This window comes from Aeromonas sp. S11(2024) (assembly GCF_041402345.1).
Taxonomy (GTDB): Bacteria; Pseudomonadota; Gammaproteobacteria; order Enterobacterales; family Aeromonadaceae; genus Aeromonas; species Aeromonas veronii.
Map to the genome: position 1 here is coordinate 231,406 of NZ_JBGLRC010000005.1, position 6,747 is coordinate 238,152.

At 56.7% G+C, this 6,747-nt stretch carries 7 protein-coding genes, 1 pseudogene and 1 riboswitch; of the genes and pseudogenes, 5 read left to right on the forward strand and 3 right to left on the reverse strand.

Translation table 11 applies throughout. The annotated features are described in order from the left end of the window. The first annotated feature begins 80 nt into the window (after positions 1-80). Entirely contained in the window at positions 81-1,343 is a 1,263-nt protein-coding gene (locus ACB040_RS07120; protein WP_371153770.1) for a DUF945 family protein, read from the forward strand. Positions 1,344-1,422: 79 nt separating this feature from the next. Here ACB040_RS07120 and purU read toward each other — a convergent pair whose 3' ends face one another. Then, a complete protein-coding gene (gene purU / locus ACB040_RS07125) occupies positions 1,423-2,259 on the reverse strand; it encodes a formyltetrahydrofolate deformylase (protein ID WP_019445959.1) in 837 nt (278 codons plus the stop codon). A gap of 259 nt (positions 2,260-2,518) precedes the next feature. Beyond that, positions 2,519-2,675: riboswitch (FMN riboswitch) on the forward strand. Positions 2,676-2,779: 104 nt separating this feature from the next. Here purU and ribB point away from each other — a divergent pair. Beyond that, on the forward strand, positions 2,780-3,433 hold the full coding sequence (gene ribB, locus ACB040_RS07130; protein WP_331378081.1) for a 3,4-dihydroxy-2-butanone-4-phosphate synthase: 654 nt from the start codon (positions 2,780-2,782) through the stop codon (positions 3,431-3,433). Between the two features lie 225 nt (positions 3,434-3,658). Then, the gene (locus ACB040_RS07135; RefSeq protein ID WP_005334342.1) at positions 3,659-3,901 is read left to right on the forward strand and encodes an Lpp/OprI family alanine-zipper lipoprotein; all 243 of its coding nucleotides are present in this window, start codon (positions 3,659-3,661) and stop codon (positions 3,899-3,901) included. A gap of 172 nt (positions 3,902-4,073) precedes the next feature. Here ACB040_RS07135 and ACB040_RS07140 read toward each other — a convergent pair whose 3' ends face one another. Together ACB040_RS07140 and ACB040_RS07145 are read right to left on the reverse strand one after the other, a co-directional pair. Then, positions 4,074-4,922 carry a tetratricopeptide repeat protein gene (locus ACB040_RS07140; RefSeq protein ID WP_335830296.1) on the reverse strand — a complete coding sequence of 283 codons (849 nt, stop codon included), beginning with the start codon at positions 4,920-4,922 and terminating at the stop codon, positions 4,074-4,076. Further along, a complete protein-coding gene (locus ACB040_RS07145; RefSeq protein WP_371153773.1) occupies positions 4,919-5,641 on the reverse strand; it encodes a 4'-phosphopantetheinyl transferase superfamily protein in 723 nt (240 codons plus the stop codon). The genes ACB040_RS07140 and ACB040_RS07145 overlap by 4 nt, the downstream gene beginning before the upstream one ends. Before the next feature lie 275 nt (positions 5,642-5,916). Here ACB040_RS07145 and ACB040_RS07150 point away from each other — a divergent pair, with 275 nt between their 5' ends. Together ACB040_RS07150 and ACB040_RS07155 are read left to right on the forward strand one after the other, a co-directional pair. Then, the gene (locus ACB040_RS07150; RefSeq protein ID WP_005334331.1) at positions 5,917-6,405 is read left to right on the forward strand and encodes a C40 family peptidase; all 489 of its coding nucleotides are present in this window, start codon (positions 5,917-5,919) and stop codon (positions 6,403-6,405) included. A 148-nt stretch (positions 6,406-6,553) separates the two neighbouring features. Then, positions 6,554-6,747, forward strand: a pseudogene (locus ACB040_RS07155) (IS1595 family transposase); the annotation flags it as partial.

The window sequence follows — 6,747 nt, forward strand, 5'->3', positions numbered from 1 at the left end:
CTCGCCATCTGATTGGACTTGCCTAGCCCCGAGTCCGCCCCGTAGAGTGCAGTGACAACTCCCTGGAGACACATGGATATATGAAAAAGATAGTGGCCCTCGCCGTGGGTGCGGCACTGGTAGGTGGTGGTCTGGCTGCGTGCTGGTACACGGGCAACAGCTTCGACAACATCATGGCGGAACAGATCGCCAAGGTGGAGAAAGAGAGCGGGCTCGACATGCAGTGGCTGCCGGGTAGCAGCAACCTCTTCACCCGTGACGGGATCCTGAAGGTCGTGGTGACGCCGGAGGAGCTGGCTGCCATCGACAGCGAGCTGGAGGGCAGTCAGCCCATCGAGCTGCAACTGGTGGTCAAGAGCCAGATCCTGCCGCTCTACATCAAGAGCCACTTCCTGTTCGATACCCATAATGGCACGCTAGCGCCGGTCTTTACCGCACTGGGCATGGAGCAGTGGGAACTCGGTCTGGAGTCGGTCACCAGTCTCTGGACCCAGGGTAACAGCAGCCGTTTCTGGGCCAATGAATTCAAGATCAAACAGGGGCTGGACGAGTTCAGCTTCCTGCCGCTGAGCGGCGAGTTCCACGGCAATCTGGAGGGGAATGGTCACCTCACCATGACCTGGCAGGGGATGACGGTTCACGAAGAGCAGAGCAAGATGGACTTGGTGCTGGCCGATCTGAAAGGGAGTGCCGACATTGCCGAGATTAGTGGTGTCATCCTCTCGCCCCAGAGCGAGATGACCCTTTCGGCCCTCACGGTGCAACTGCCTGACAGCGTCAAGGTTGCCCTGCAGGGGATGACTACCGAGACTCAGCTTACTGGTGATGATGCCCAGACCCTCTCCAGCAGCTATCAGATGAAAATTGCCAAGCTGGATCTGGAGAACGAGACCGACACCCTGGCGGTGACCGACAGCAAGTTGGCGCTCAACCTCAACGGTCTGGATCTGGAAGGGTATCAGGGGCTGCAGGCCGCCGGTGGCAAGGGGGTTGAAGATGCCGCCATCCAGCAGGCGCTGGACAAGATGCTCAAACGCGGTGCGACCCTGGAGCTGGCCGATCTCAGCGCCAAGCTCAACGGTGAGGCGGTGACCATGAAGGGGGACGTGAAGCTGGCCTCTACCTCGCTGGAGCAGCTGTTCAACAGCGACGCGGGGATGCAGGCCCTCTCCGGCGTGCTGCATGCCAGCCTCAGCGACAAGTTGGGCAAGGCGGTGCCGCAACTGGCCCCCATGCTCGATCAGCTGACCCTGATGGGTTATCTGAAGGCCGACAAGCAAGCGCTGACCTCCGAGTTGAAGCTGGAAAAGGGCGCGGTGACGGTAAACGATCTGCCGCTCTGACACTCGGCGCAGAAACAACAACGGCTCCCGCGGGAGCCGTTGTTGTTTCTGGCGTTTGCATACGTGCCGTGTGGGCGAATTACTTGAAGACTACCGTCTTGTTGCCGTAGACGAACACCCGCTCGTTCAGTACCAGCTCCAGCGCGCGGCTCAGCACCGATTTCTCCACATCCCGACCCGCCTTGGCCATGTCGTCCGCACTGAAGGCGTGACCGACGTGGATCACGTCCTGTTCGACAATGGGGCCTTCATCCAGATCGTCGGTCACGAAGTGGGCGGTGGCACCGATCAGCTTGACGCCGCGATCAAACGCCTGCCGGTAGGGGCGGGCACCGATGAAGGCGGGCAGGAAGGAGTGGTGGATGTTGAGAATCTTGCGCGGATAGGCCTCGACGAAGCTCGGGGTCAGCACCCGCATGTACTTGGCCAGGATCACATAGTCAGGCTCATAGCTGTCGATAATGGCGCGCACCTGCTCTTCATGTTCGGTCCGGCTCAGATCATCGTGACTGACGGTGTGGAACGGGATATCGAACTTGCCGGTGAGCTCGGCCAGGGTGTCGTAGTTGCCGATCACCGCGACGATATCCATATCCAGCGCGCCCGCGTAGTTCTTCATCAGAATATCGCCGAGGCAGTGGGTCTCTTTGGTCACCAGAATGACGATACGCTTCTTGCCCGCCTTGACCAGACGACGCTGTGCGCCGGTGGGCAGGGCATCATCGAGGTCGGCCAGCAGGGTCTCGTCGTTGAAGCGCCCCTCCAGCTCGGTACGCATAAAGAAGCGGCCATTCTCGTGATCCACAAACTCATCGTTCTTGATGATGTTGAGCTGGTGCTTGTAGCAGATGTTGGTGATCTTGGCGATGAGCCCTTTGGCATCCGGGCAATCCGTGAGCAGTATTTTCTTTTCCATCTCTGTCATTTTCCGTTTGTGGTGTTGGCGCTGCTGTCTGCGCCGGCAGCGTTGTTCAGGCTCTCTTTTCGGGCCCTGTTTTTTGGTTTCGGGAACTATGCCATAAACCGATCCGCGCCATAAAGAAATTCGCCAGTCATGGCCTCGCACGCTGGCGATCGGGCTGCAGAGCGCGATCCCGGGCGCAATGTTGAAACGCTTTTCAGCCTGCGGGGGATTTTGGCTGGTATCTGCAACCGTTTTTCTTTAGGCTGTCTGCGCTTATTCTCAGGGCGGGGTGCAATTCCCCACCGGCGGTATCCCGATTGACTCGGGGAGCCCGCGAGCGCCCGACTTGGCTGATTGCCGGGTCGGGGTCAGCAGATCCGGTGAGATGCCGGAGCCGACGGTCATAGTCCGGATGAAAGAGGATAAGACAGACCTTGCCGTGTTGGCCCTTGTGGGCTGGCCGCCGCATGCCCGTCTCTGTCTGCCTTTCCATGCCCTGATTCTGGTCCTTGTCTTGTTTAGGAGTTTTACCATGAATCAGTCTCTACTCAGTGAATTTGGTGATCCCGTTGCCCGTGTCGAAGCGGCCCTGTCTGCCTTGCGTGCCGGAGGCGGCGTGCTAGTGGCCGACGATGAAGATCGGGAGAACGAGGGCGACCTCATTTTCGCCGCTGAATCCATGACCAATGAACAGATGGCGCTGATGATCCGCGAGTGCTCCGGCATTGTCTGTCTCTGCCTGCCCGATGAGCGGGTTCGCCAGCTCGAACTGCCGATGATGGTCGAGGCCAACTCTAGCCACTACCAGACCGCCTTTACCGTGACCATCGAAGCGGCGCAGGGGGTCACGACCGGTGTCTCGGCGGCTGATCGCATCACCACCATCCGTGCAGCTATCGCTGATGGCGCCAAACCGGGCGATCTGCACCGCCCGGGTCATGTTTTCCCGCTGCGGGCGCGAACCGGTGGGGTGTTTACCCGCCGGGGTCATACCGAAGCGACGGTCGATCTGATGCTTCTGGCTGGCCTCAAACCGTTTGGTGTGTTGTGTGAATTGACCAAAGAAGATGGCTCGATGGCGCGTCTGCCAGATCTGGTTGCGTTCGGTCGCAAGCACCAGATGCCGGTGCTGACCATCGAGGATCTGGTGCAATATCGTCAATTGTTGTCAGAACGTACTGCCTGAGCCTCATACGAAATTGTAATAAGGCAAAAATTTGGTTAACCTTTGTCCGTGCCCCCACCACACGGCACTCATTTTTTAGACGAATCTGGACAAAAACTGTTCATTCAAAAAAAAATGAGGGTTTTAATGCATTTATCTGTGGTGGGGACTATGCAAAGTAGGATTTTTTTGTGCCATAATCACGCCGCTTGCTAAACGTCTGGCGAGTTCAAGGGAGCTTTAAAAATGAAAAAATTGTTGTTGGTAGGTGTTGTTGGTCTGTCCGCTCTGCTGGGCGGTTGTGCAAACACCAGCGAACTGGAAACTTCCGTTCAGAATCTGTCTAACAAAGTTGACCAACTGGCTCAAGATGTTAGCGCAGTTCGTGCTGATCAGTCCAAAATCGCTGCTGATGTTGCCGAAGCCAAGCAAGAAGCTATGCGTGCTAACCAGCGCATCGACAACATGGCTACTTCCTACAAGAAGTAATCCATGCGAAAAAAATGGCGCAGTTTTGCGCCATTTTTTTTTGCCTGAAATTCACTGTATCTCCACTATTCCCACAGCAACTTATTTCCACAATACCTTCTTCGTACTTGACCCATGAGGTCATGCCGGTCTCCCGGCACTCCCCCATCATTACCAGCCAGTTCGATTCCGATCAGTAGAGCAGACTATAGAGTTTGCGACGGTAGCTCTGCGCCGCCGGTGTGCTGCCCATGGTCGCCAGAATATCGAGATAGGTCTTTCTGGCATCGCCGAATGCCAAATCCCGCTTGAGGATCTCCAGCAGCAGTCCCAACGCCTCTTCCTGACGGCCTGCCTGGTTGTATTGAACCGCCAGCTCCTGAGTCAGGGCAAAATCATCAGGCTGTTCTGCATGGCGGGCTTCCAGCGCGCGCAGCTCCGGGCTGTCTGCCGCTTGCAGGGCCAGCGCCAGCCGTGAGCTCAAGGTATGGAAGTGGCTATCTTGCGCCGCCATCGGGATGGTGCCGAGGCGCTCCTGCGCTTCATCCAGCAGGTTGAGGTCGAGCGCAGCTTGAATGAGCCACAGGCTGATGTCGTGACGTTCAGGAGCCAGCTGGTGTGCCTTGGTCAGATGGGCATAAGCGATGCTGGGCTGCTCGTCAGCCAGTGCTTGTTGCCCCTTGGCCAGCAACTCTTCCTCTTCTTTGGGGGCGAAGGCGGCGAAATAGTGACGCAGGGTGGCTTCATCCTGCGGTCCTTCGATGATCCCCTGTTCGTCAGGGCGACCCTGATGGAACAGCACCAATGCGGGCAGGGCGCGCAGGCCGAGCTGACTGGCCAGCGGCTGCAACTGGGGATCGTTCATATCCACCTTGGCCAGGGTGACCTGCTCATTGGCGGGCCCAACCAGTGATTCGATCAGCGGTGTCATCCCCTGGCACTCCGGCATCTGCGGAGCATGGAAATAGATGACGACCGGCTTCTTCATGGACGCATCGATAAGTTCAGCGTGAAAATTCTGGGGAGTAATGTCGACGATCATGAGTTGGACTCTTCAGAAAGGGTGTTGAGTAACATGGGGTTAAGCGAGTGGCAATTCAAGCGCTCATCCAGCCGGTAAAAGGTCACGGGGGCTGCCGTCGCCGCGAGACTGAGCCAGCCGCTGGCAAAGGGCCAATCCTGTACCTGATAAGGGGTGTCATCGAGTCGGTTGTCGAGTCGCCATCCTTCCTCCGGGATAAATCGTACCTTCTCCAGCCCCGCCGCTATGCCGCCACCGTGGGCTTTCAGTACCGCCTCCTTGCGCGACCAGAGCCGGTAGAAGGCACTCTCCTGCTCTTGGGCAGGCAGTGCGCAGAGCCACTCATATTCACTCTGTGCATAAAACCGGCGGGCCAGGGGGAGGGGATGATGCCGCCGTTTGCCCAGTTCGATATCCACCCCAAGCGGCCCATGCGGGCAGAGCGCCAACACCAGCCAGCTGCCACTGTGGCTCAGATTGAACTGCCAAGCATCATCATGCAGTCGGGGCTTGCCGTGGGGGGCGTTGCAAAATTGCAGACTGGCGGCGGGTTGTTGCAGCCGCTCAGCCAATAGCTGGCGCAGCAGGGAGCGGCTCACCAGATATTCCTGACGCCGTTCGGGATGGGTCATGGCTTGCCAGATATGTTGCTCATCGGTTGACAGCCATTCAGGCAATTGAGCAAGCAGTTCCTGGCATACCCTGGCCGGTTTTAACAAAAAAAGATCGGTTTCGATCATGATTTTTCACTTTAAAAAGGTGCTGAAGCAGGGATAAAAGCCAGTTATCTATGAGGCCCAAGGCTCTTTTTGCGATTGTATATTGTTTGGGCATGATCACATTAATTATGAAAAATCGTGCATTTCCTTGCAAAAATGTGAGCTTGATAGGGATTTTCACTTGCCTCGATAGAATTCTTGGATATAGTCGGGTGCTGTTGCCTTATAAATTGCCCTTTGGGGCCGTATTTTAACAAGATTTACTATTTAGCGGGGATAAAGGATTGCGCCACCTGATGCTACTGCTGGTCGCGCTCGGAATGGTGGGTTGTGCCTCGGCACCCCAACCCGAGGTCGCGAGCAAGATCGAAGTTTCCATGGTTGAACCTGTCATCGAACCGGAAGCTTCCCAGACACCCGATGTGAATGAAATCCTGACTGTATATAAAGAGTGGCGTGGTGTTCCGTACCGGATGGGTGGCAGCAGCCAGCGCGGTATCGACTGTTCCGCCTTTGCCCGTGAAGTGTTCCGCAATGCCGTCGGTATCGAATTACCCCGCGATACCCGCTCTCAAGTCCACGAAGGGACGCGCGTTTCCAAGCAGGATCTGGTCGAAGGTGATCTGGTCTTCTTCAAAATCAATCGTCGTCTCAACCACGTTGGTATCTATGTCGGCAATGGTGAATTCATCCACGCCTCGACTCGAGCCGGTGTGACGCGTTCCAAGCTGGATAGCCAATATTGGCGCAATAAGTTCTGGCAAGCTCGCCGGATCGATATCTGAGTCAGGCTGGACAAACGGCTCGCAGTACGGACTGTTTTTCCAACCTCACTTGAACCGGGCTCGATAGCCCGGTTTTTTATTGGCTCTGTCCCAATTACGTGTTGAAAGGCTAATCTTGAAGTAGGCCATCACCTTGAGGTCTACCAACATGGATACCCCAGCCTTTCAACACCTGTTGTCCCTTTTTCCCCAGTTAACCCTGCGCCAGCGCCGTGTTGCTCAGCAGGAGCTTGCACCCCACACCATTACCTCGCTCAATACTCAGTTACCGGCATGCAGTGGCTGCCCCCATTGTCAGGCCGATGTTACCCAGCTGGCGCCTTGGGGATGGAGTCGGGGACT

What these genes read in the sequence shown, in the direction of transcription:
- ACB040_RS07145 (WP_371153773.1), bottom strand. Translation starts at nt 5,641, where the DNA reads ATGATCGAAACCGATCTTTTTTTGTTAAAACCGGCCAGGGTATGCCAG.
- purU (WP_019445959.1), bottom strand. Translation starts at nt 2,259, where the DNA reads ATGGAAAAGAAAATACTGCTCACGGATTGCCCGGATGCCAAAGGGCTC.
- ribB (WP_331378081.1), top strand. Translation starts at nt 2,780, where the DNA reads ATGAATCAGTCTCTACTCAGTGAATTTGGTGATCCCGTTGCCCGTGTC.
- ACB040_RS07120 (WP_371153770.1), top strand. Translation starts at nt 81, where the DNA reads ATGAAAAAGATAGTGGCCCTCGCCGTGGGTGCGGCACTGGTAGGTGGT.
- ACB040_RS07135 (WP_005334342.1), top strand. Translation starts at nt 3,659, where the DNA reads ATGAAAAAATTGTTGTTGGTAGGTGTTGTTGGTCTGTCCGCTCTGCTG.
- ACB040_RS07140 (WP_335830296.1), bottom strand. Translation starts at nt 4,922, where the DNA reads ATGATCGTCGACATTACTCCCCAGAATTTTCACGCTGAACTTATCGAT.
- ACB040_RS07150 (WP_005334331.1), top strand. Translation starts at nt 5,917, where the DNA reads ATGCTACTGCTGGTCGCGCTCGGAATGGTGGGTTGTGCCTCGGCACCC.